The sequence below is a fragment of the Thalassobacillus hwangdonensis genome (genome assembly GCF_042675915.1).
Taxonomy (GTDB): Bacteria; Bacillota; Bacilli; order Bacillales; family Halobacillaceae; genus Thalassobacillus_A; species Thalassobacillus_A hwangdonensis.
On record NZ_JBHTKL010000005.1, the window covers coordinates 1019464 to 1043072 of the forward strand.

22 protein-coding genes, 1 tRNA gene and 1 other RNA gene are annotated in these 23609 nt (G+C 45.3%); 15 read left to right on the forward strand and 9 right to left on the reverse strand.

What is annotated here, in order from left to right:
- Positions 1 to 36: 36 nt before the first annotated feature.
- Positions 37 to 1038, reverse strand: coding sequence for an ABC transporter ATP-binding protein (locus ACFQ2J_RS14490; protein ID WP_386061942.1), 1002 nt, complete (start codon positions 1036 to 1038; stop codon positions 37 to 39).
- Complete coding sequence (locus ACFQ2J_RS14495; RefSeq protein WP_386061945.1) at positions 1031 to 2032, reverse strand: ABC transporter ATP-binding protein; 1002 nt, start codon at positions 2030 to 2032, stop codon at positions 1031 to 1033. The genes ACFQ2J_RS14490 and ACFQ2J_RS14495 overlap by 8 nt, the downstream gene beginning before the upstream one ends.
- Before the next feature lie 169 nt (positions 2033 to 2201).
- On the opposite strand from ACFQ2J_RS14495, the gene ACFQ2J_RS14500 reads away from it, so the two are divergent.
- From ACFQ2J_RS14500 to ACFQ2J_RS14545, 10 genes are all read left to right on the forward strand, one after another.
- Positions 2202 to 2277: transfer RNA gene (locus ACFQ2J_RS14500), tRNA-Arg, on the forward strand.
- A gap of 717 nt (positions 2278 to 2994) precedes the next feature.
- Positions 2995 to 3228, forward strand: coding sequence for a glutaredoxin family protein (locus ACFQ2J_RS14505; RefSeq protein ID WP_386061947.1), 234 nt, complete (start codon positions 2995 to 2997; stop codon positions 3226 to 3228).
- A gap of 155 nt (positions 3229 to 3383) precedes the next feature.
- The gene (locus ACFQ2J_RS14510; RefSeq protein WP_386061950.1) at positions 3384 to 4412 is read left to right on the forward strand and encodes a sugar-binding transcriptional regulator; all 1029 of its coding nucleotides are present in this window, start codon (positions 3384 to 3386) and stop codon (positions 4410 to 4412) included.
- Between the two features lie 37 nt (positions 4413 to 4449).
- Positions 4450 to 5457 carry a type I glyceraldehyde-3-phosphate dehydrogenase gene (gap, locus tag ACFQ2J_RS14515; RefSeq protein ID WP_386061952.1) on the forward strand — a complete coding sequence of 336 codons (1008 nt, stop codon included), beginning with the start codon at positions 4450 to 4452 and terminating at the stop codon, positions 5455 to 5457.
- A gap of 217 nt (positions 5458 to 5674) precedes the next feature.
- On the forward strand, positions 5675 to 6856 hold the full coding sequence (locus ACFQ2J_RS14520) for a phosphoglycerate kinase (protein ID WP_386061955.1): 1182 nt from the start codon (positions 5675 to 5677) through the stop codon (positions 6854 to 6856).
- A gap of 19 nt (positions 6857 to 6875) precedes the next feature.
- The gene (tpiA, locus tag ACFQ2J_RS14525; protein WP_386061958.1) at positions 6876 to 7634 is read left to right on the forward strand and encodes a triose-phosphate isomerase; all 759 of its coding nucleotides are present in this window, start codon (positions 6876 to 6878) and stop codon (positions 7632 to 7634) included.
- A complete protein-coding gene (gene gpmI / locus ACFQ2J_RS14530) occupies positions 7631 to 9169 on the forward strand; it encodes a 2,3-bisphosphoglycerate-independent phosphoglycerate mutase (RefSeq protein WP_386061961.1) in 1539 nt (512 codons plus the stop codon). Before tpiA ends, gpmI begins: the two co-directional genes overlap by 4 nt.
- A gap of 26 nt (positions 9170 to 9195) precedes the next feature.
- Positions 9196 to 10482 (forward strand): phosphopyruvate hydratase, encoded by a 1287-nt coding sequence (eno, locus tag ACFQ2J_RS14535; RefSeq protein WP_386061964.1) that lies wholly within the window; start codon positions 9196 to 9198, stop codon positions 10480 to 10482.
- 77 nt (positions 10483 to 10559) lie between these two features.
- Positions 10560 to 11150, forward strand: a complete 591-nt coding sequence (locus tag ACFQ2J_RS14540) for a YdcF family protein (RefSeq protein WP_386061967.1) — start codon at positions 10560 to 10562, stop codon at positions 11148 to 11150.
- Positions 11151 to 11171: 21 nt separating this feature from the next.
- Entirely contained in the window at positions 11172 to 11753 is a 582-nt protein-coding gene (locus tag ACFQ2J_RS14545) for a nitroreductase family protein (RefSeq protein WP_386061970.1), read from the forward strand.
- Between the two features lie 108 nt (positions 11754 to 11861).
- On the opposite strand, the gene ytzI is transcribed toward ACFQ2J_RS14545, so the two are convergent.
- The 6 genes from ytzI to ACFQ2J_RS14575 form a co-directional block, all read right to left on the reverse strand.
- On the reverse strand, positions 11862 to 12008 hold the full coding sequence (gene ytzI, locus ACFQ2J_RS14550) for a YtzI protein (RefSeq protein WP_386061973.1): 147 nt from the start codon (positions 12006 to 12008) through the stop codon (positions 11862 to 11864).
- Between the two features lie 100 nt (positions 12009 to 12108).
- Positions 12109 to 13821 (reverse strand): phosphoenolpyruvate--protein phosphotransferase, encoded by a 1713-nt coding sequence (gene ptsP, locus ACFQ2J_RS14555; RefSeq protein WP_386061976.1) that lies wholly within the window; start codon positions 13819 to 13821, stop codon positions 12109 to 12111.
- A gap of 4 nt (positions 13822 to 13825) precedes the next feature.
- Positions 13826 to 14092: a phosphocarrier protein HPr gene (locus ACFQ2J_RS14560; protein WP_386061979.1), complete on the reverse strand. Its 267-nt coding sequence runs from the start codon at positions 14090 to 14092 to the stop codon at positions 13826 to 13828.
- Between the two features lie 55 nt (positions 14093 to 14147).
- Positions 14148 to 16019, reverse strand: a complete 1872-nt coding sequence (locus ACFQ2J_RS14565) for a PTS fructose transporter subunit IIABC (protein WP_386061982.1) — start codon at positions 16017 to 16019, stop codon at positions 14148 to 14150.
- A 15-nt stretch (positions 16020 to 16034) separates the two neighbouring features.
- On the reverse strand, positions 16035 to 16949 hold the full coding sequence (gene pfkB / locus ACFQ2J_RS14570; RefSeq protein ID WP_386061985.1) for a 1-phosphofructokinase: 915 nt from the start codon (positions 16947 to 16949) through the stop codon (positions 16035 to 16037).
- Positions 16946 to 17695 (reverse strand): DeoR/GlpR family DNA-binding transcription regulator, encoded by a 750-nt coding sequence (locus tag ACFQ2J_RS14575; RefSeq protein ID WP_386061988.1) that lies wholly within the window; start codon positions 17693 to 17695, stop codon positions 16946 to 16948. The genes pfkB and ACFQ2J_RS14575 overlap by 4 nt, the downstream gene beginning before the upstream one ends.
- 244 nt (positions 17696 to 17939) lie before the next feature.
- Here ACFQ2J_RS14575 and secG point away from each other — a divergent pair, with 244 nt between their 5' ends.
- From secG to rnr, 3 genes are all read left to right on the forward strand, one after another.
- On the forward strand, positions 17940 to 18170 hold the full coding sequence (secG, locus tag ACFQ2J_RS14580; RefSeq protein WP_386061991.1) for a preprotein translocase subunit SecG: 231 nt from the start codon (positions 17940 to 17942) through the stop codon (positions 18168 to 18170).
- Positions 18171 to 18333: 163 nt separating this feature from the next.
- Positions 18334 to 19077 (forward strand): alpha/beta hydrolase, encoded by a 744-nt coding sequence (locus tag ACFQ2J_RS14585; RefSeq protein ID WP_386061994.1) that lies wholly within the window; start codon positions 18334 to 18336, stop codon positions 19075 to 19077.
- Positions 19078 to 19134: 57 nt separating this feature from the next.
- The gene (rnr, locus tag ACFQ2J_RS14590; RefSeq protein WP_386061997.1) at positions 19135 to 21444 is read left to right on the forward strand and encodes a ribonuclease R; all 2310 of its coding nucleotides are present in this window, start codon (positions 19135 to 19137) and stop codon (positions 21442 to 21444) included.
- A gap of 31 nt (positions 21445 to 21475) precedes the next feature.
- On the opposite strand, the gene ACFQ2J_RS14595 is transcribed toward rnr, so the two are convergent.
- Positions 21476 to 22324, reverse strand: coding sequence for a GNAT family N-acetyltransferase (locus ACFQ2J_RS14595; protein ID WP_386062001.1), 849 nt, complete (start codon positions 22322 to 22324; stop codon positions 21476 to 21478).
- A 141-nt stretch (positions 22325 to 22465) separates the two neighbouring features.
- Here ACFQ2J_RS14595 and smpB point away from each other — a divergent pair, with 141 nt between their 5' ends.
- On the forward strand, positions 22466 to 22927 hold the full coding sequence (smpB, locus tag ACFQ2J_RS14600) for an SsrA-binding protein SmpB (protein WP_386062005.1): 462 nt from the start codon (positions 22466 to 22468) through the stop codon (positions 22925 to 22927).
- A 130-nt stretch (positions 22928 to 23057) separates the two neighbouring features.
- Positions 23058 to 23398: a transfer-messenger RNA gene (gene ssrA / locus ACFQ2J_RS14605) on the forward strand.
- The last annotated feature ends 211 nt before the right edge of the window (positions 23399 to 23609 follow it).

A 23609-nucleotide genomic window follows, 5' to 3' on the forward strand; every position in this document is an offset into this window, starting at 1 on the left:
GGTTGAATCCCCCTTTAAATTTTTTGGAACTAAGTATCAGACATGCGTTGGTTCTATGTCTTCAACCACCTCCTTAACTAAATGGCAAGCTACTTCATGTTCCTGACCAGGAATCTGCTTCAAGACAGGGCGTTTATGCTTACATACTTCCTCCGCAATCGGACACCTCGTATGGAATTTACACCCTTGAGGTGGATTGGAAGGGGAAGGAAGGTCACCTTGTAAGATGATTCGATCTGTTTCCTGATTCGGTTTCGCCTCAGGAATCGATGAAAGCAGAGCCTGTGTATATGGGTGCTTCGGATCGTTGTACAACTCCTCCACTTCACCTGTTTCTACGATTTCACCAAGGTACATGACTGCAACCCGGTCACTGATATGATGAACGACACTCAAATCATGAGCGATGAAAACATACGTCAAATCGAATTCCTTCTGTAGATCCTCCAGCAAATTGATGACCTGGGCCTGAATGGATACGTCAAGCGCGGAAACAGGCTCATCGCAGATGATCAGTTCCGGATTCAATGCTAACGCCCGGGCAATTCCGATCCGCTGACGTTGACCGCCACTGAATTCATGTGGGTAACGCGACTTGTGATACGTATCGAGGCCGACGACATTCATCAGCCGATCGAGCCGCTTCTGTCTTTCTTCCTTATCGATACCGAAAATCTTCATCGGTTCGGTCACTGTTTTTTCAATCGTTTTACGTGGGTTCAGCGATGCATATGGATCCTGGAAGATCAATTGCATCTCTTTTCGTAGCTGGCGTAGTTCCTCACCTTTGACGTTGGTGATGTCTTTTCCTTTATAGAACACTTGCCCTTCCGTAGGATCCAACAGCTTAAGGATGGTACGGCCTGTCGTCGACTTTCCGCACCCACTTTCACCTACAAGCGCCAGTGTCTCACCCTTTTTCACGGAGAAAGACACGCCATCGACTGCTTTTACTGCTCCGACTTGTTTAGGGAAAAGCGCCCCTTTATAAATAGGAAAGTGTTTTTTCAATCCTTTTACACGTAACAGTTCACTCATGGATGCTCACCTTCTCTCCTTGCTCATACAGCAGGCATCGAACAAAATGGTTCTGCTGTTCTTCGGTCAATGCAGGATCGACCTGCAGGCATTCCTCTTTGACATGGGCACACCGTGGTGCAAAGCTGCACCCTGTCGGTAAATTCCGTAAATCAGGTGGAAGACCAGGAATCGCTTCCAGTCTGTCTTTCCTTTCCTTGATTTGCGGGATGGAAGATAATAATCCCCATGTGTATGGATGCTTCGGTTCGCTGAACAGTTCATTCACTTCGGAAAACTCGACAGGTTTTCCTGCATACATTACCATCACCCTGTCACATACTTCTGCAACGACCCCAAGGTCGTGGGTGATCATGATGATCGCCATTCCGAGTTCTTTTTGAAGCTTGTTCAACAAATCCAGAATCTGTGCCTGGATGGTAACGTCCAGTGCAGTGGTCGGTTCGTCCGCAATCAGCACCTTCGGGTTACAAGCGAGCGCCATCGCTATCATCACCCGTTGTCTCATTCCACCACTGAATTCATGTGGGTAGTTTCTCAGACGCTCCTTAGGGCTTGGAATTCCTACAAGATCAAGCAGCTCGACTGCTCTCGCTCGTGCCTGTTCCTTCGTTTTCTTTTCATGGGTGCGAATCGTTTCAACCATCTGTTTCTCGACCGTGAAAACCGGATTCAGAGAGGTCATCGGATCCTGGAAAATCATCGAGATTTCCTTTCCGCGAATCTTCCGCATCTGTTTCTGTGATTTGGCTAACAGGCTCTCACCGTTATACAGAATATCTCCTGATACGATTTTTCCTGGTGGAGAAGGGATCAAGTTCATAATCGACATTGCTGTGATACTTTTTCCTGAACCGGATTCCCCGACTATGCCTAATGTTTCTCCTGGTTTTACACTGAAGCTGACACCATCGACCGCCTTGACGGTCCCGTTTTTCGTGAAGAAATGGGTATGTACATCTTTTACTTCCAGTATTGGTTCTTGACCATTCATAGGGAACCTCCTGTAACAAACATGAATCTTAATTAACATTTGTGTAACATTATACATAATTTCTGAAAATTAAGAGTTTTTTCTCTTTTTTCTCAAAAATAAATAGAGAAAAGAAAACATCTTGCGTTTTTATGGTGGAGTGCTTATAATATGTAATGCATGTCATCTTGCGCCCGTAGCTCAGCTGGATAGAGCGGTAGATTCCGGTTCTACGTCAGTCGGAGGTTCGAATCCTCTCGGGTGCGCTCATAAAAACCCCCACGTGCTATTGAGAGCACGTGGGGGTTTTTTGTTTCTATTATTGATAGATTTTGATCAAGCTGCGGATACTTTCCTTTCTTATAATAATGATAGGAGTGCTATTATTAATTAAATGGGGTCGTGGGGAATTGGAGAGAGTCTCACAGGAAAGCTACTATCCATCGACTAATCATTGCTCAACTCCTGTAAAACCCCTGTATAACTTGGAGTGGGGATTATTAGAAAAACATATATTAAAATAGCATTACATATCGAACGGTTGTTTCTATTACTGGTAATACATGTTATGATTAGAGAACAGATAAGAAAGCATCTGTACTTTAAAATAATGGGGTGTTACTACGAAAATACTTCGTTACACGATCATGGGGACAGAGAAAGTATCAGGAGATCGACGCATCCATATATTCGATATGGCTGAACAACGCAAAATTTCATTCAATTACGCATCGATCAAAAGAAGTTCTGTCCAACGGGCCGGCGAGGAGCTGTCACGTTTTCTGGAAACGAAAAGTAAAAAAATCGATCGAGGTTTTTATGATAACAAGGGGCGTGCATCATGACGCCCTTTTTTGTACCCTAATAATAAAGTAAAGTATAGAAGAAGCCCGGCTTTCGCCATAAGTGTTTGGTGACAAGCCGTTTTTTTATTTTGTATAATATAGAGGAAGATGACACACGTTAAGAGAGGAATGTTCGCAATGAAAGAAGTCATTCTTTATATGAGGGAAAATTGCTGTCTATGCGATGAAGTGAAAGTGTTGCTGGATCTACTGCAATCCGACCATGAATTTGAGATGATAGAAAAGGATATCGAATCAGACGAAGCATTGCTGCAGCGATTCATGATTGAAATCCCTGTCGTAGAAATCGACGGTGAACTGCTCTATTACAAGGAAATTGACTTGATTTCATTAAGAGAGCGTTTACATTAGAAAAATCATAGGTTTTACTTGTGCGGGTAAACGGGTACTGTTAATATGTGAACTGTAGAAAATATTTTTTTGCTCTTCGTGGGACGGAATATGACGCACCGGGACAGAAGTTATCCCGCATGAGTGAGATTCATTCAGTAAAGGAGCTTTTTTCCGTGAGAGCTTTAGTGGACCTGCAAAAAAAATTGTTCCCTGAACTGCTAGATGTGATGCAGCGCAGATATCAAATCTTACATTATATCCAGCTGATGGAGCCGATCGGAAGAAGAGGGCTTGCCGAGAATATAGAAATGGCAGAGCGCACGATCCGAACGGAAGTGGATTTTTTCAATCAGCAGGGATTCATCGATATCACATCAAAAGGAATGAAACTGACTTTGGAAGGACATGCCGTACTCGAGCAGCTTGCGGCATTCATTAAAGAAGTGTCAGGTGTCAGGGTTTTAGAAAATCAATTAAAGGATAAATTAAAGCTAGATTATGTTCTGATCGTTCCTGGTGATAGTGATGAGCTGGATTGGGTAAAACAAGAAATGGGAAAAGCATGTGTCCATTATTTGAATGGTGTGCTTCATTCGGGGCAAACTGTAGCAATCACTGGTGGTTCCACCATGGCTGCTGTTGCCAAGATGATGAAGCCGTTGCCTGAAGCGGAACATTGCTTATTCGTTCCTGCACGAGGCGGGCTTGGAGAAAGAGTAGAGAACCAGGCAAATACCATCTGTGCGGAAATGGCGAACAAAGCCAGAGGCGAATACCGTCTATTATATGTACCTGATCCATTGAGTGAGGAATCCTATCATATCATCACAGAAGAACCATCTGTCAGGGAAGTGCTGGATTATATCAAAAGTGCTGAAGTCGTCATCCATGGAATTGGAGAGGCGCTGACGATGGCAGAACGAAGAAAGACCCCGCAAGAGCAGATAGAAAAGATTGCTGACGGACATGCAGTAGGCGAAGCTTTCGGCTATTACTTCGATCAGCAGGGAGAAATTGTCCATAAGGTTCGTACGGTCGGCCTTCAATTGGAAGACCTGTCGAGCTCAAAGCACGTCATCGCAGTCGCAGGCGGAAAGTCTAAAGCTCAGGCGATCGCCTCGTATTTCAAACCAGGGCAAAGCAACGTCCTGATCACCGATGAAGGTGCTGCACAACAGCTTTTAAGGGATACTTCCCTTTAAATAAATTTTAGTAACACAATCCAAGGAGGAATTCAGAATGACTGTAAAAATTGGTATTAACGGATTTGGACGTATTGGACGTAACGTATTCCGTGCATCTTTAAAAAATGAAGACGTTGAGGTAGTGGCTGTAAACGACTTGACAGATGCTAATATGCTAGCTCACCTTTTACAATATGATACAGTTCACGGTACTTTGGAAGAAGAAGTGACAGTGAACGGCTCCAACCTTGTTGTTGGCGGCAAAGAAATCAAAGTACTATCCGAAAAAGATCCTGCGCAGCTTGGTTGGGGAGATCTTGGTGTAGAAATCGTCATCGAATCCACTGGCCGCTTCACAAAGCGTGCAGACGCTAAGAAACACCTTGATGCTGGAGCGAAGAAAGTTGTCATTTCTGCACCTGCACAAGAAGAAGACTTCACAGTAGTAATGGGTGTAAACGAAGACAAGTATGATGCTGGAAGCCACCACGTAATTTCCAACGCTTCTTGTACAACGAACTGTCTTGCACCATTCGCAAAAGTATTGAACGACAAGTTCGGTCTTAAGCGCGGTATGATGACTACTGTACACTCTTACACGAACGACCAGCAGATCCTTGACCTGCCGCACAAAGACTACCGTCGTGCACGTGCAGCAGCACAGAACATCATCCCGACAACTACTGGAGCTGCAAAAGCAGTTGCTAAAGTACTTCCAGAGTTGGATGGCAAGTTGAACGGTATGGCAATGCGTGTACCAACAGCGAACGTATCCATCGTCGACCTTGTTGCTGAGTTGGATAAGACCGTTACAGCAGAAGACGTTAACGCAGCATTCAAAGAAGCTGCTGAAGGTGAATTGAAAGGAATCCTTGGCTACAGTGAAGAACCACTTGTATCCAGCGACTACAATGGAAACACGCACTCTTCCATCGTTGATGCGATTTCTACAATGACTTTGGAAGACAACATGGTGAAAGTCGTTTCCTGGTACGACAACGAGTTCGGTTACTCCAACCGTTGTGTCGACCTAGCTGTATTCCTTAAAGAAAAAGGACTTTAATATCTGAGTATATTAAAGGACTCATAGAAGACAATGAAAAAGGAGGAGGTCCATAAATCCTCCTCCTTTCTCACTGTCCAAATGACTATTACTTAACAATCAGCTGACAATTTAAGAGATTCTTTTTCTTTAGTAGCTTTCTTTTATATAATGGAAGTTGTGGAAAAGATTATTCAGCTTTCATGAAGCTGACAATACAAAAGGAGGTCCTCATCCCGTGAATAAACAAACGATCAAAGACGTGGAAGTACAAGGGAAGAAAGTTTTCTGCCGTGTAGATTTCAACGTTCCGATGAGCGGTGGCGAAGTTACTGACGATACTCGGATCAAAGCGGCAATTCCTACAATTGCTCATCTTGTCAAAGATGGCGCGAAAGTGATTTTGGCGAGCCACCTTGGCCGTCCAAAAGGGGAAGTGAACGAGGAGCTTCGTCTTGATGCCGTAGCAAAGCGTCTAAGCGACCTGCTTGGACAGACTGTGACCAAGACAGATGAAGTATTTGGAGATGAAGTCAACCAGGCTATCTCTGAAATGGAAAATGGCGATGTGCTGTTAATTGAAAACGTCCGCTTCCATCCGGGAGAGGAAAAGAATGATCCAGAGCTTGCGAAAGCATTCGCTGACATGGCAGATGTTTACGTAAACGATGCATTCGGTGCGGCCCACCGTGCGCATGCGTCTACTGCAGGAGTTGCAGAACACCTGCCGGCAGTAGCTGGACTTTTGATGGAAAAGGAAATTAACGTATTAGGTAAAGCTCTTTCTGATCCGGAGCGTCCGTTCACTGCAATCATTGGTGGCGCGAAGGTCAAAGATAAAATTGGCGTCATCGATCACCTGCTTGATAAAGTCGATAACCTGATCATCGGTGGAGGACTTGCCTACACTTTCCTTAAAGCGAAAGGCTATGAAGTTGGGAAATCCCTTCTTGAAGAAGATAAAATCGACCTTGCGAAACAGTTCATGGAAAAGGCAGAAGCCAATGGTGTCAACTTCCTGATGCCGGAAGATGTCATCGTAGCAGACGACTTTTCCCGTGAAGCGAACACCGAGAAAGTCGCAATCGACAGCATTCCGGCAGATTGGGAAGCGTTGGATATCGGACCTGCTACGCGTGACAAGTACGCGGAGGTTGTAAAAGACTCCAAGCTTATCATCTGGAACGGACCGATGGGTGTGTTCGAATACGAGATTTTTGCAAATGGAACGAAAGCTGTAGCAGCTGCACTTGCTGAAACAGAGGGCTATTCCGTCATCGGCGGTGGAGACTCTGCAGCAGCAGTCGAGAAATTCGGCTATGCAGCGAAGATGGATCACGTATCCACTGGTGGAGGAGCTTCCCTTGAATTCATGGAAGGGAAAGAACTTCCTGGCGTAACATTACTGAATGATAAATAATTCGAAGAGGTGAATGTATATGCGTAAGAATGTGATTGCAGGTAACTGGAAAATGAACAAATTGCACGGAGAAGCAGTCGACTTCGTTCAAACAGCTAAAGGTGAAGTACCTTCTAAAGAGCAAGTCGAATCCGTCGTTTGTGCGCCGTTCCCATTCCTTCATACGTTAGTGAAGGAAACGGAAGGGACAGCGCTTAAAGTCGGTGCACAGAACATGCACTTCGAAGAGAGCGGCGCATTTACAGGTGAAGTCAGCCCAGGTATGCTGAAGGACCTTGGCGTTTCTTATGTTGTACTAGGCCACTCCGAGCGCCGTGAAATTTTCGGTGAAACGGACGAAGATGTAAACAAGAAAGTACATGCTGCATTCAAGCATGACCTGACTCCGATCGTCTGTGTCGGTGAAACGCTTGACCAGCGTGAAGCGAATGAGACGATGGATCACGTCAAAGCACAAGTGAAGAAAGCTTTGGAAGGGTTAAGTGAAGATCAGATCAAGCAAGTAATCATTGCCTACGAACCAATCTGGGCAATCGGAACTGGAAAAACAGCTTCTTCTGAAGATGCTAACGAAGTATGCACACACATCCGCAGCGTTGTGAAGGATTTTGCTTCTGCTGATGCAGCTGAAGCGGTACGTATCCAGTACGGTGGCAGCGTGAAACCTGCGAACGTTGAAGAACTGTTGGCGCAATCCGATATCGACGGAGCATTGGTAGGCGGAGCAAGCCTTGAGGCAGATTCTTTCTTGAAACTTGTGGAGGCAGGTAAAGCATGAGTAACAACAAGCTTGCAGCACTGATCATCCTTGATGGTTATGCGCTGCGTGATGAAGAAAAAGGGAACGCGGTTAAGCAGGCGAATACACCGAACTTCGATCGTCTTTGGAACAAGTACCCGCATTCCGAGCTGACTGCCTGTGGTGAAGCCGTAGGTCTGCCGGAAGGGCAAATGGGGAACTCTGAAGTCGGACACTTGAATATCGGTGCAGGTCGCATCGTTTATCAAAGCTTGACGAGAGTGAACATGTCCATCCGTGAAGGGGATTTCTATGAAAATGAATCCTTCCTGAAAGCGATGAAGCATGCGAAAGATAATGATAAGGCATTACACCTGTTCGGTTTGTTATCCAACGGTGGCGTACACAGTCATATTGAGCACCTGTTCGCCTTGTTGGAAATGGCCGCTAAGCTTGAGCTTAAGAAGGTATATGTACATGGCTTCCTTGATGGGCGTGACGTCGGACAGCAGTCTGCGAAAACATTCATCAAGCAGACAGAAGAGAAAATGCAGGAACTTGGCGTCGGTCAGTTCGCTACCATTTCCGGCCGTTACTATTCCATGGACCGCGATAAACGCTGGGACCGTGTGAAAAAGTCTTATGACGCGATGGTGTATGGTGATGGACCTAAGTACACAACTGCGATGGAAGTCGTCGAAGATTCCTATGCAAACGAAATCTATGATGAGTTCGTCCTGCCGTCCGTTATTACCGATGGCGAAGGGAATCCGACAGCAAAAATCGAAGATGAAGACTCGATCATTTTCTATAACTTCCGTCCGGACCGTGCGATCCAGATTTCCCGTACGTTCGCGAACGAAGACTTCCGTGATTTCGATCGCGGTGAAAAAGCACCAAAAGATATCCGTTTCGTCTGCCTGACGCAATTCAGTGAGACGGTGGATGGATTTGTTGCCTATGAACCAGTGAATCTCGACAATACGTTGGGTGAAGTATTGGCCCAGAATGATATGAAACAATTGCGGATTGCAGAGACAGAGAAGTATCCGCACGTCACCTTCTTCATGAGTGGCGGTCGTGAACAGGAGTTTCCTGGGGAAGAGCGCATCCTCATCGATTCTCCGAAAGTGGCGACGTATGATCTGCAACCGGAGATGAGTGCTTATGAGGTAACGGACGCATTGCTGCAGGAACTGGACGCAGACAAGCACAATGCAATCATCCTCAATTTTGCCAATCCGGATATGGTCGGACATTCAGGTATGCTGGAACCTACGATTAAAGCGATTGAAACGGTTGATGAATGTCTCGGTAAAATCATTGATAAAATCGAAGAAAAGGGTGGACATGCCATCATTACTGCCGATCACGGTAACTCTGATGAAGTCATCACGCCAGAAGGCAATCCGATGACTGCGCATACGACAAACCCTGTTCCGGTAATCGTAACGAAGGAAGGCATTGAGCTTCGAGATGGTGGCATCCTTGGCGACCTTGCCCCGACGTTACTCGAATTGCTTGAAGTTGCACAGCCAAAAGAAATGACAGGGAAAACCCTGATCAAAAAATAACTTTTCATTAAAAGGAGAGATTTTGAATGCCATATATTACTGATGTTTACGCACGTGAAGTACTTGACTCCCGTGGTAACCCAACAATTGAAGTAGAAGTTTATACAGAGAGCGGCGCATTCGGTACTGCACTAGTACCAAGTGGAGCTTCTACAGGTGAATACGAAGCGGTAGAACTTCGTGACGGAGACAAAGACCGTTACCTTGGAAAAGGTGTTCAGCAGGCTGTTGAAAACGTAAATGAAAAAATAGGACCAGAGCTTCTAGGTCTAGATGTTACACAGCAAGTTGTCATCGACTACTTGATGATGGAACTTGATGGTACAGAAAACAAAGGTAAGTTGGGTGCTAACGCAATTCTTGGTGTATCCATGGCAGTTGCTCACGCTGCAGCTGACTTTGTAGGTCTTCCATTGTACAAATACCTTGGAGGCTTCAACGCGAAGACACTTCCAACACCGATGATGAACATCGTAAATGGTGGGGAACACGCGGACAACAACGTTGACATTCAGGAATTCATGATCATGCCAGTTGGTGCGCCTGATTTCCGTGAAGCGCTTCGCATGGGTGCGGAAATCTTCCATTCCTTGAAGAAAGTATTGAAATCCAAAGGCTACAACACAGCTGTTGGTGATGAAGGTGGATTCGCTCCGAACCTTCAGTCTAACGAGGAAGCATTGTCCACAATCATCGAAGCGATCGAAGCTGCTGGCTACAAGCCGGGAACAGAAGTACAGCTTGCGATGGACGTTGCTGCATCTGAAATCTTTGAAGATGGCAAGTACAACTTGAAAGGTGAAGGTGTCGTACGTACTTCAGAAGAAATGGTCGACTGGTATGAACAGATGGTTGATAAATATCCAATCGTATCCATTGAAGATGGCTTGGATGAAAACGACTGGGACGGATTCAAGAAGCTTACAGAGCGCATCGGCGACCGCGTGCAGCTTGTTGGTGACGACCTGTTCGTTACAAACACGAAGAAGCTTAGCCGCGGAATCGAAGAAGGTATCGGTAATTCCATCCTGATCAAAGTGAACCAGATCGGTACACTTACAGAAACGTTCGAAGCGATCGAAATGGCGAAGCAGGCAGGCTACACTGCAGTCATCTCCCACCGCTCCGGTGAAACGGAAGATGCGACAATCGCAGACATCGCAGTTGCGACAAATGCTGGTCAAATCAAGACTGGTGCACCATCCCGTACAGACCGCGTAGCGAAGTACAACCAGCTTCTTCGTATCGAAGATCAGCTGCTTGGTACAGCTGTCTATGCTGGCGACATGGCATTCTACAACCTGAACAAATAAGGTTGCACAAACTTGAACCTCTCTGATATATTTCAGAGAGGTTTTTCTTTTTATAGATAAAAGTAAAGGTGAGAGCAATGATTAAGAAATTGATGGGGATCATTTTTTTAGTATTTCTCGTATATGTGGGATTTACAGGCTATTCGATGTGGACATATGAAGACCATAAAAATGGGGAGCATGCAGATGCAGCAATCGTCCTTGGAGCGGCACAATGGAACGGAAAACCATCGCCTGTATTTGAAGGTAGACTTCAGCATGCTATCGACCTGTATAAAGATGAAAAAGTAGACAAGCTGATTGTCACTGGTGGAAAAGGGACACGATCCCGTTTCTCAGAAGCAGAAGTAGGGCGAGCTTTCATGGTTGAGCGAGGGATTCCAGAGGAAGACGTCCTCATAGAAAACACCTCCCAAGTGACCGAACAGAATCTGGAGAATGCCAAGCAAGTTGCTGAGAAGCTTGGATTGGATGATTTTCTGATTGTGAGTGATCCATTCCATGCCAAACGAGGCGCGATGATGGCACAGCACCTTGGGATGAATGCAGATGGCAGTCCTACGCCATATACACAATATCAATCGATGGATACGAAAGTGCCGTTTTTTGCACGGGAATTAGCGTTCTATATCGGTTATGACTTGGCAGGACCGTTCCGGTGGGAATGAGTACAAAGGGGAGAGGTTCCAGTGAACGTGGAAGAAGCGATAAAAAGCAGGCGATCGATTCATACTTTCAAACCTGAGCTTGTCGACAGGTCAACTTTGATGGATATAGTTGAAACGGCATCGTGGGCACCCACCCATAGGATGGTGGTGCCTTGGAATGTTTTCATGTACCAGGAGAATGGAATTGCTGAAATCGCAGATGCGACGATCGAAAGCTATAGACGGATGGGGTATTTTGAAACCTATACGGATGCTGCGAAGGAAAGACAGGTGATTGAAGGTATAAAGAAATACATTACGTCCATACCGCATCATGCTGTGATCCATATGAAGCGGAATAAAGAGAACCCTCATTTTTATGAAGAAGATTATGCTGCTGTTTGTGCATTCATCCAAAACGTCCAGCTGGCTGCTTGGGAAAAAGGGGTAGGCGTACTGTGGACATCGCCACCACTCATCAATGATCCGGAATTTTTGCGTACAATTGGATTGGACCATAATCAGGACAAAGTTGTAGCGATCCTTCAAATGGGTTATCCGGATAAAATCCCGCGTGCAAAGGCTCGTACACCGATGCATCACAAACTATCTTTTATTGATTGATGGATTGATGGGGCGGTTTCCGGCGAGTTTTCGGAAATACCGGCGAGTTTTCAATTTTTCCGGCGACAATGCCGATTTACCGGCGACTTCACCCAATTTACCGGCAACCTACTTATTCTGATCCTCTTTCTCATCCGGTAGCGGATCGACTTTGTGTTTGTAGTTATAACCGGAGTTGATGGCGATTCCGAATGCTGCTGCAATACCTAGAACAATAAGAATACATACGATTAAAATGACTGTACTTGTAGTCATGTCATCACACCTTAATAAAATAATTTCAAAAAAAGAAGGGATAAAATATCCCTTCTTTTTTCATCATTAGTTTGCCACAAATCGTGAAATAAAACTACTGTTATTTAGTTTTTTCCTTTACGAAAGCGACTACTTCATCTGCTGTTCCCATGGAAAGGATCTCTTCCTTGAACGAAGCCAATTCTTTCTTGGAAAGGTCCTTGATCTGCGTACGAGCAGGCAGGATGGAGGTTGCGCTCATGCTGAATTCGTCGAGTCCAAGTCCAAGAAGGATTGGAATGGCGATTTCGTCTCCAGCCATCTCGCCACACATACCAGCCCATTTGCCTTCTGCGTGAGCAGCTTCAATGACATTGTTGATCAAGTTCAGAATTGCCGGGTTGTATGGCTGGTACAAGTATGAAACGCGTTCGTTCATACGGTCTGCAGCCATCGTATATTGGATCAGGTCATTTGTACCGATGCTGAAAAAGTCGACTTCTTTAGCAAATTGGCGAGCCAATACGGCAGTGGCAGGGATTTCTACCATCATACCGACTTCGATTTCATCAGATACGTCCGTACCTGCTTCCGCCAACTTCACTTTTTCTTCTTCAAGCATGTTCTTAGCTTCACGGAATTCTTCCAACGTCGCTATCATCGGGAACATGATTTTCAAATTACCATAGACACTTGCGCGAAGTAGGGCGCGAAGCTGGGTACGGAAAATATCGTCACGCTCCAGGCACAGGCGGATCGCACGGTAGCCTAGGAACGGGTTCATTTCATGAGGAAGGTCAAGGTAGTCAAGCTCTTTATCGCCACCGATATCCAATGTACGGACAACGACAGGCTTGTCTCCCATTTGTTCCAGCACACTCTTGTATGCTTCAAACTGCTCTTCTTCGGTTGGAAGCTGGCTTTTACCCATGTAAAGGAACTCTGTACGGTAAAGGCCGACACCTTCGCCGCCATTGTTCAGGACACCTTCGACATCATCTGGTGTACCGATGTTAGCTACAAGCTCCACATGTTCACCTTCAGCAGTCTTCGTAGGTTCATCTTTCAATTTCGCCCACTCTTGCTTCTGCTTCTCGAAGTTCTCCATTTTCTCTTTATAGGAAGCGATTTGTTCTTCCGTAGGGTTGATGATGACGTCACCATCGATGCCATCTACGATGATCATATCGTTTTTCTTAGCAGTTTTCGTAATCTCTTTTGTTCCTACAACTGCAGGAATCTCGAGTGAACGGGCCATGATCGCAGAGTGGGACGTACGTCCACCGATATCCGTCGTGAACCCTTTGACGTACTGCTTATTCAACTGTGCAGTGTCTGAAGGAGTCAGATCGTCAGCTACGATGACAACCTCTTCATTGATCAACGCAGGATCAGGGAAGGTCACGCCAAGCAAGTGTGCCATGACACGTTTAGTTACGTCCTGGATGTCTGCAGCACGTTCGCGCATGTATTCATTGTCCATATTTTTGAACATGTCGATGAACATATTTGCCGTTTCATCAAGTGCTGCTTCTGCATTGACGTTTTCGGATTTGATCTTGTCTTCGATCGGCTGGATCAGCTCTGGATCACTCAATACAAGCAGGTGTGCGGAAAAAATCTCGGCATGCTCATCACCAAGCGTCTTTTTCGTATGTGCTTTGATCTTCTCCAATTCACCTTTGGAAACGTCCAGTGCTTCATGCAGGCGAGTGACCTCATCTGTTGGATTGTCAATTTTACTCTTGTTGTAGGATAGGTCTGGAGCTTCCAGAGGATACACCTTTGCGATCGCGATTCCGCTAGAAGCTGCAATACCTTGAATGTTACTCATGTTGTTATTCCCCCAGGCCTTCGTTTTTCATTGTATCTGTAAGTGTTTGGATTGCTTCTTCTTCATCCTTACCTTCTGCAGTGATTTTCACTTCTGCTCCAGCAGGGATACCAAGGCTCATGATTCCCATGATGGATTTCAAATTGACCGCCTTCTCTTTGTAGTGAAGGTTGATGTCAGATTCGAAGTTTCCTGCTTTCTGTACAAGTACAGTAGCTGGACGAGCGTGTACACCATCGTTTGAAGTTATTGTAAATGTCTGTTCAGTCATAGTAATTCCTCCTCAAAAGTTCTTGTCTTTATACAATTCCACTAACTAGTCTATTTTAAGCTTTTCTAAGGTCTTTTTTCAAGAATCCAACAATGATTGCACTGATAAATGAACCGATTAGAATCGCCAAGGTGTACAAGTACCAACCTCCGGTTACAAGCGGGAATACAATTGCACCACCGTGGGGGGCCTGTAAACCGATTCCGAACACCATAGAGAGTGAACCAGCAATCGCAGAACCGACTACCATCGATGGGATGACACGTACTGGATCAGCTGCTGCAAATGGAATTGCTCCTTCTGTAATGAAAAATGCACCAAGCGGCAAAGCAGTTTTACCTGTTTCACGTTCCTGTTTCGTGAATTTGTTCTTGAACATTAAAGTGGCAATTCCCATTGCGAGTGGAGGAACCATTCCACCGGCCATGATTGCAGCGATGAATTCATAGTTGCCGGCATCAATCATTGCAAGTCCAAATGTATAGGCAGCTTTATTGATTGGGCCACCCATATCGACAGCCATCATTCCTCCAAGCAACAATCCGAGGATTGCAAGGTTCGTTCCACCCAATCCTTCTAACCAGCCCAGCACACCTGTGTAGAGCTGTGTCAGTGGAGGGTTAATCAACTGCATAATCATTCCTGTTCCGAAGATCGCAAGTACCGGATAGAACAATACCGTCTTCAAACCGTCCAGGATTGCAGGTAGGCCTTCCAAAGCTTTCTTAACTCCAAGCGTCAAGTAACCAGCAAGAAAACCTGCAATCAGACCACCTAGAAAACCAGATCCGTTTGCTGCATCTTCAACACCAGTCGTTATCGCGATCAGACCACCGACCATACCAGGAGCGAAGCCTGGACGATCTGCGATACTGGATGCAATGAAACCAGCGAGTACGGGAACGAGCAGGAAGAAGGCGTTGTCACCGCCAATAATCCCAAGCATCTCTGCAAATCGGTTATCCGAATCGATGCCGAACATGAAGGATATCGCAAGCAGGATACCACCACCGACAACGAATGGAAGCATGTTGGAAACACCGTTCATCAAATGTTTGTACACGCCTGTACGGCCTTTCTCTTCACTGCCGGAGCTTTCTTTCGATCCTCCGTCACCTTGATGGATCGGTGCATCTTTTTTCGCTGCGCGCTCCAGTAAATTTTTCGGTTCGTGGATCGCTTTTGCGACCGGCACTTCAATTACAGGTTTTCCTTTGAAGCCTGAAGTGTCAACCTTCGTATCTGCTGCAACAATGATTGCATCTGCTTCTGCAATGTCCTGTTCGGTGAGACGGTTCTTAACACCGCTTGAGCCATTCGTCTGGACTTTCAAATTGATACCCATCTCTTTTGCCGTTTCTTTCAATTTATCAGCAGCCATATAGGTGTGCGCGATTCCTGTCGGGCAAGCAGTTACGGCAAGGATTCTGCTTTCCGAATCGGAAGAGCTTTCTTCTTCCTCGTCAGCATCTTCTGCTTCTTTTGCATTAATCGCTTCCATCACATCATCTTCAGTTTGCGCTTCTTCCAGTTTAGTTCGGAAATTCGTATCCATTAAGAATGAAGATAAACGGGATAATGTCTCCAAGTGTGTCTGATTCGCGCCTTCAGAAGCAGCGATCATGAAGAACAGGTTGGTCGGTTGTCCGTCCAGGGATTCATAATCCAATCCATCGCTTGAGCGGCCGAAGGCAATCGCCGGTTCTTTCACCGCATTGGTTTTGGCGTGAGGGATGGCAATTCCCTCGCCGATTCCGGTCGTACTTTGTTCTTCACGGTTCAAAATCGCCTGTTTGAAGCCTTCTTTATCGTTAAGACGTCCTGCGTCATCCAGCTTCGTAACAAGCTCATCGATGACGTCTTCTTTATTCGTTGAAGAAAGGTTCAACAGGATCGTGTCTTTCTTCAACAAGTCTGTAATTCTCATTGTTATTCCCCTCCTTTAAGTAATCGGTACAACCTTTATTTCTGGCAAAAGACGTTCAACATCTTCTTTTTCACATAAGTCATCCTGAAAAGCTGTGGCACTTCCTGATGCAACTCCATATTTGAATGCCTCTTCCAATGTACGTCCATTCGTATAGGCGGTAAGGAAACCGGAGACGACCGAGTCACCGGCACCGACTGAATTCTTGACAGATCCTGTTGGTACATTGGCAAACCAGGCATGCGTCTGATCGACGAATACTGCACCATTACCGCCCATGGAAACAATGACATGCTGTGCACCTTGATCTACGAGTTTCTTTGCAAAGTAAGCTGCCTTTTCAGGTGATTCAATTTGAGTATCGAACAGTTGTCCAAGTTCGTGATGATTCGGCTTCAAAAGCAATACTTTTTCACCAATCAGCTGCTTCAATGCTTTTCCAGATGTATCTGCTGCAAGTGAAATGTCTTTCTCTGTACAAATCGCCGCGATTCGGTTATAAAAATCCTCTGGCAAAGAGGATGGCACGCTTCCTGCAACTACAAGGATATCTTCAGACGTCAGCTGCTCGATCTGGTTCAGCAGCTGCGACTGATGGTTATTTGACAGCTCCGGTCCTGGACCGTTGATTTCAGATTCAACGTCTGATTTCAGTTTGACATTGATTCTTGTGTACTGTTCCGTATCAATGAACTGATGAGCAACGCCTTCCTGATCGAGGAAGTTTTTAATGAATTCACCAGTGAATTGCCCTGTGAATCCCAGGGCAGTGGTCGTTGTGCCAAGCCGATTCATCACACGGGAAACATTGATACCTTTTCCACCAGGGTAATAGAATGCATTTGTCGCTCGGTTCAACCCACCATTTTCAAAATGATCGACGTGCATAATGTAGTCGATCGATGGGTTGAGGGTGCATGTATAGATCATGATGTCACAACCTTTATTTCAGTTTTTTCTTTGAATTGTTCGATTGCATCGATCGAATCGTTCGTAATGACTGCTGCTTCTTCAAGGTCAGCCACTTTCGCAAACGTCGTTCGATGGAATTTGGAACGATCAGCGAGTACCCATCGTCCTTCTGACCGGAGAAGTGCTGCCGTTTTGATGGCTGCTTCTTCTGGGTCCGGTGTGGTAAGACCGTTGGTTGCGTGCACACCATTTATACCAAGGAAGCATTTATCAAAGTGATAGCCTTTAAGACTGTGTTCTGCTTCTCTACCGATAATGGCTCGTGTTACTGTCTTAATCTGACCCCCCAGTACATAAGTGCGGATGTCCAGCTCCGTCAACAAGTTCATATGATCGAGGCCGTTTGTGACGACGATGATATCTTTATTGATTAAATGGGGAATCATTTCAAAAGTTGTCGAGCCTGCATCAAGGTAAATGCAGTCTCCATCTTCAACTAGGTCTGCTGCATACGTTGCAACTGCGAGCTTTTCTTTCAAATGCTTCGTCGATTTCTCCTGCATTGTAAGCTCTTCATTTGTCGGTACTCTAAGTGAAGCACCTCCATGAATCCTGGTCAGCATCCGGTTATTCTCGAGCTGGTCGAGATCACGACGGATCGTAGACTCTGAGGCATTGGTTGCTTCCACCAGTTCTTGTATTTTAACCGTATTTTTTTGATTCAATAATTCAAGTATGATTTGATGACGATCAGGTGTGAGCAATCAGATTGCCCCCTTTCATGAACTACTTCCATCTTAAATGAAGCCTTTTCATAAATCAATCAAAAACAATCATTTTCAATCAAAAACTATCATAATAATCTTTCACAATCAATCATCTATTCTCAACAGAGGAATATGCTTAACATTTATCCTCACATTATCTGAATCTTCTTGATGAATGGGTCGAGTTATGCTAAATTATCACTATGCACTTGTGCGTTTTTTTAGGAGGTGTGGGTCACACATGGAAACACTCGCAATTACGTTATTGGCGATTGATACGATCGTAATGATTGTTCTCGTACTACTTCAATCAGGAAAAAGCGCTGGTCTAGCCGGAGCGATTTCCGGTGGGGCTGAGCAATTATTCGGTAAACAGAAGGCACGTGGAATCGATGCTGTACTTCATCGTGCAACAGTAGTTACAGGAGTATTGTTCTTCGTATTCGCATTCTTTGTAGGTTATATCGCATAATCAAATGAATTATTGAAAGAAGCCGCGCTGATGAAAGCGCGGCTTTTCTCATTTTGAAAAAGGCTATGATATGATGATATGGGTCGAATGGTGTAAAAAACATAGACGAATTCAGAATGAAAACATGCATAAAAGGGAAATACATGGATAAGGAGAGACGAACATGAAAATCAAACAACCACAACCATTTACGTTTGAAGAGGGAGAGCGCGCGGTATTATTACTACACGGATTCACAGGACATTCTGCGGATGTGAGAATGCTTGGGCGTTTTCTGCAAAAGCATGGGTACACGAGTCATGCACCGATTTACCGGGGGCATGGCCTGCCGCCTGAAGAATTGATCAAGGCAAATCCGGACCAATGGTGGGAAGATGTAAATGAAGCAATGAACCATCTGAGAGAGCTGGGTTATGAAAAAATTGCTATTGCTGGTCTTTCATTAGGTGGAGTACTCGGATTGAAGCTTGCTTATTCAGAGCCTGTCAAAGGGATCATTCCGATGTGTTCTCCAATGTTTTTCGATAATGAAGAACAATTGACGCAAGGTTTCCAGTACAAAGCGAAACAATATAAGCAATTGGAAGGAAAAGATAAAGAAACTATCGAAAAAGAAGTCAAGGAGCTGCTTGCGCAGTCTGAAGATATGTTCAAGCAACTGGGTGGCTTCATCAAGGAAGTGCATGACAAGATCGATCACATCTACGCCCCGACCTTCGTCGTACAGGCTGAGAATGATGAAATGATCAATACAGAAAGTGCAACCTACATTTATGAAAAAGTGGAAGCAGATCAAAAGGATCTTAAATGGTATAAAAACTCCGGCCACGTGATTACGATGGATAAGGAAAAAGAGCAGCTGCATGAAGATGTGCTCGAATTCCTGGAATCACTGGACTGGTCTTGAGTATTTTAAGGAACAAGGTCAGGGGAAGCCGGATTGTATGAAGGAGGAGGAAGCGTTTTGAGTAACGAATTGAAGAACCAAATCAAGAATTTTTTCCAAGAGAATGCATCGAAGCCTTTATCTGTACAAGAATTGGAAGAAACGCTAGAACTCGATGAAGCCGGGGACTTCACTGACCTGATGAAATCATTGAATGAATTGGAAGAAGAGGGCGAGCTGGTAAGGACGAGGAAGAATCGGTTCGGTTTACCAGAGAAAATGAACCTCATCCGGGGACGTATCCAGATGCATGCGAAAGGTTTTGCATTTCTGATCCCTGATGAAGAGGGAAAAGATGATATCTACATCCATCATTCGGACCTTCATTCGGCAATGAACAATGATAAGGTCATGGTCCGTGTCGAGAAGCGGGATGAATCCGGCCAACGCCCGGAGGGGACGGTCATTCGTATCCTTGAACGTGCGACAGGGCGAGTTGTGGGAACGTACCAGGGGAGTCAGAACTTTGGCTTCGTCGTTGCTGATGACAAACGGATACCGAATGATATTTTCATACCGAAGAGTGCAACCAACGGTGCGGTCGATGGACATAAGGTCATCGTCAACATCACGAAGTTCCCTGAAGAACGAATGAGTGCAGAAGGGGAGATCGTTGAAATCCTCGGGCATAAAAATGACCCGGGCATCGATATCCTTTCCATCATCTATAAACATGGCATCAAAATCGATTTCCCGGATGAAGTTCTGGAGCAGGCGAAACAGACGCCTGAGACGATTTCGGAAGAGGAAATCAAAAACCGACGCGATCTGCGTGAGGAGACAATTGTCACTATCGACGGGGCGGATGCCAAGGACTTGGATGATGCAGTCTCCGTCAAAGAATTGGACAATGGGAACTACAAATTGAGCGTCCATATTGCGGATGTCAGTTACTATGTGGAAGAAGGATCACCGATCGATCAGGAAGCAAGAGAACGGGCAACAAGTGTCTACTTGGTTGACCGGGTAATTCCGATGATTCCTCACCGTCTATCGAATGGAATCTGTTCCTTGAATCCTCAGGTCGATCGACTTACGCTATCCTGTGAAATGGAGATCGATTCGAGTGGGGAAATCGTCAATCATGAAATTTTCCAGAGTGTGATTCGAACAAATGAACGAATGACCTACTCCGATGTCCGTAAGATTCTGGAAGACCAGGATCCGGAACTGATGGAGCGCTACAGCGACCTGATTCCGATGTTCGTCAACATGGGCAAATTAGCCGCTACGTTAAGGAAGAAGCGGATGGGGCGCGGAGCGATCGACTTCGATTTCAAAGAAGCGAAAGTGCTTGTGGATGAAGAAGGAAAAGCGAATGATGTCGTCATCCGTGAACGATCCATTGCAGAACGTTTGATCGAGGAGTTCATGCTGGCAGCAAACGAAACGGTGGCCGAGCATTTCCACTGGATGGAAGTACCGTTCATCCATCGTGTCCACCAGGATCCTGATCCAGCGAAGCTTCAGCATTTCTTCGAGTTCATTGCGAACCTTGGTTATGCAGTCAAAGGGACAGAGAATGACATCCACCCTCAGGCGTTGCAAAAGGTGCTGGATCGAGTGGAAGGTACCCAAGAGGAAATGATCATCAACAAGCTGATGCTTCGTTCGATGCAGCAGGCGAAATATGATCCTCAGAGTCTGGGGCACTTCGGTCTTGCTACCGATTTCTATACTCACTTCACGTCTCCGATCAGACGTTATCCAGACTTGATCGTCCACCGTCTGATCCGGACGTATCTAGTCGAAAAGAAATTGGATCCGAAAACGCGTAATCACTGGAAAGATAACATGCCTGAAATTGCCCGCCATTCATCGGAAATGGAACGTGCAGCTGTTGATGCTGAGCGCGAAACGGATGATCTGAAGAAAGCGGAATACATGCTTGATAAAATCGGGGAAGAGTACGAAGGTGTCATCAGTTCGGTAACAAGCTTCGGGCTGTTCGTAGAACTCGATAATACAGTAGAAGGTCTCGTTCACGTCAGTTATCTGACCGACGATTACTACCGCTTCGATGATAAAAACTATGCCATGATCGGAGAACGTACAGGAAACGTGTTCCGTATCGGTGATGAACTCACCGTCCGAGTGGCGAACGTCAACATCGAAGAGCGAGTCGTTGATTTTGAAATTGTCGGGATGAAACCTCGGAAGCCTCGTGAACGATCAGCAAGACCGGAAATGATCAAGGCCAAAAGTGATCGATCCAAAGGTTTTTCCAATAAGAAAGATGACGGGAAAAAGAAGAAAAAGAAAGATAAGAAACCTTTTTATAATAATAAAGGGCTTCCGAAAAAAGGGAAGAAAAAGAAGAAGCGTTAACAAGAAAGTAAGGCTGCCAATCACGGCAGCCTTACTTCGTTTTTCCATATAACAGCCACGGTTCCTGGACATCATACGCTTCAAGGTTTGGTACTCGTTGGAAAGCTTCCTGTGTGAAATCGATCCAGACAGCATCGAGGTCTGGGTGTCTTCCCCAATAAGATAGTAGGGTATCAAAAAGGCCAGGCTGTTTATAATGATCATTCCAAAAGTATTTAACGTGCGCATAGTCTTCGCCTTTCTGATCATTTCTCAGGATGACGAAGCGGCTTTTATCCGGGCTTAAGAAAAACGCACTTTCAGCCAAATATTCAAGCGTGAACAGAACATCATCAAAAGGCAGTGGATAGTAACATTCATAAGGGAACATATGTAATGGGTTATCCTTGATAGAATGAAGCAGATCCAGCTTTTCATCAGGTGAAGTCACTTCATTCCATACATCCCCTTTTGCATAGCTGAGCAATTCCGGTCGCTTCAAAGCCAGACTGTGATGCAGGGAAACTTCTTTCATACCTGCTTTTTCAATGACACGCCGTGCAGAACTGTTATGTGTCTGAGTGTTTGCACCTATCCATTTGATGGAAGGGAACTGCTGGAGATAGCTGCACATTTCATTCATCAGTTGTGTAGAGTATCCTTTTGAAAAGTAGTTGCGATCTGTACGCAGTCTGCCAAGCATGGCGAATGTATCGTGGAAAAGTGTGTAGCCTGCGATGGAAGCGAGCTGTCCATGTTCATATAAACCAAATAGTCCCTGTGTATCCGATGTGGCTAGACGGTAGAATATGCGGATTACATAGTCGTTTTCAATTCCTGTATCCATATTGATTACAGCATCAAAGTCATTTTTGATTAGTTTTTTAATCTCGATTGTCATACATCCTGATCCCCTTTGGATGATTCGTAATTTTCAAACATATATTCTCACACTGGAATTCTGGTGTCCATCGTTTTGAATTGGAAAGAAGGGGCTTTTTTGATACAATAATGTTTACGGCGAACGGAGGAGGAACCACTGATGCCAAAAGGACAAGGAAATCTTATTGCACAAAACAGAAAAGCAGGTCACGACTTTTTCATTGAAGAAACCTATGAAGCAGGCATTGTCCTGAAGGGCACTGAAATCAAATCTGTTCGTGCCAAACGCGTCAACTTCAAAGACAGCTTCGCACTCGTTAGAAAAGGTGAAGTGTTCATACACAACATGCATATTTCGCCGTATGAACAGGGCAACCGATTCAATCATGAACCGACGAGGTCGAGAAAGCTGCTCCTTCATAAGAAGGAAATTGATAAGCTGATCGGGGCGACCCAGCAACAGGGCTATTCGCTTGTGCCATTGAAAATGTACATTAAAAACGGTGTAGCAAAAGTGTTGATCGGCCTTGGTAAAGGTAAGAAAAAGTACGACAAGCGTGAAGATCTGAAGCAGAAGCAGATGAAGCGAGATATCGATCGTGCCATGAAGGAACGTTACTAATATCTGGTTCATGTGGCATAGCTTGCTTTTGCAAAGAAGCGCTGATGTGATATAATGTATATGTCGTTGAAACAGACGACGCTAATTGAATAAAGCGCTAGGCTTTACTCTTTCATCCTAACGGGGACGTTACGGATTCGACAGGGGTAGGTCGAGCTCAGGTAGCGAGTCGAGGCGACGACTCGATAAACGTCATTTGCCTAAATATAACTGGCGAATCTAACGATAACCTAGCTCTAGCAGCGTAAGCTGACTTGAGCTGATCCTTCCTGGCATTGTCCGTGTGCCAGATCGAAGGGTCTCAAACTTAAGCGGACTACGCGTTTCTCCACCGCCTGAGGAGAAACGAAGAGACTAATCAGGCTAGCTCCTGGTAAGCCTGTTGGTAGGCTGAACAGGTAGCGAATGACAATATACCAACTACGCTCGTAGAAGCCTGAGTGCCGATATCTCTGGACGTGGGTTCGATTAGTGAATAGTCGCCTTATGTGGCAACACATAAGTGATAATCTGGCTTTATCGGTGAAACCTAAGTCACATTAAGTGATAAGGCAATGCCGAGCGGTATGTGGAGAGATCCAACAGCCGTGTATCGACTTATAGGCTGCCCATTGTGGTAGTACTAGGATGTGAACTGCTTCCTTGAAGAGGAAAATATAGAGTTCGCATAAGACGCCAGAGG